1 protein-coding gene and 1 pseudogene are annotated in these 339 nt (G+C 63.4%); both read left to right on the top strand.

All coding sequences use genetic code 11. From position 1 onward, the window contains the following. Positions 1–82: pseudogene (locus tag BN1800_RS43750) on the top strand (YeeE/YedE family protein); the annotation flags it as partial. Beyond that, on the top strand, positions 79–339 hold a 261-nt coding region (locus BN1800_RS39825), incomplete at its 3' end, for a DUF6691 family protein (RefSeq protein ID WP_342210329.1). The pseudogene BN1800_RS43750 and the gene BN1800_RS39825, both read left to right, overlap by 4 nt.

Below are 339 nucleotides of genomic sequence, written 5' to 3'. Positions count from 1 at the left end.
GCCGCGATCGATGGTGGCGGTCGCCACGTTCCTGACGGCCGGCGTGTTTGCCGTCGCAGTTCTGCGAGGTCTCGGAATATGAACAGGAACATCTACCAGTTCGGGGCCGCTCTCGCCTCGGGCATCGTCTTCGGTTTTGGCCTGTCTTTATCCGGCATGCTGAACCCGGCCCGCGTCCAGGGTTTCCTCGACCTGTTCGGCGCATGGGATCCGAACCTTGCCTTCGTCCTCGGCGGCGCCGTCGTCGTCGCCTTCATCGGCATGCAGGTGATGAAGCGTATGCGGCATCCAGCCTTCGACGACAGTTTCCATGTGCCTACGAGCCGGCGGATCGACGCG

Source organism: Rhizobium sullae (genome assembly GCF_900169785.1).
In the GTDB taxonomy this organism is placed as follows: domain Bacteria; phylum Pseudomonadota; class Alphaproteobacteria; order Rhizobiales; family Rhizobiaceae; genus Rhizobium; species Rhizobium sullae.
Note: the sequence above shows the minus strand (reverse complement) of the source record. Positions and strands in the feature narration are given on the sequence as shown.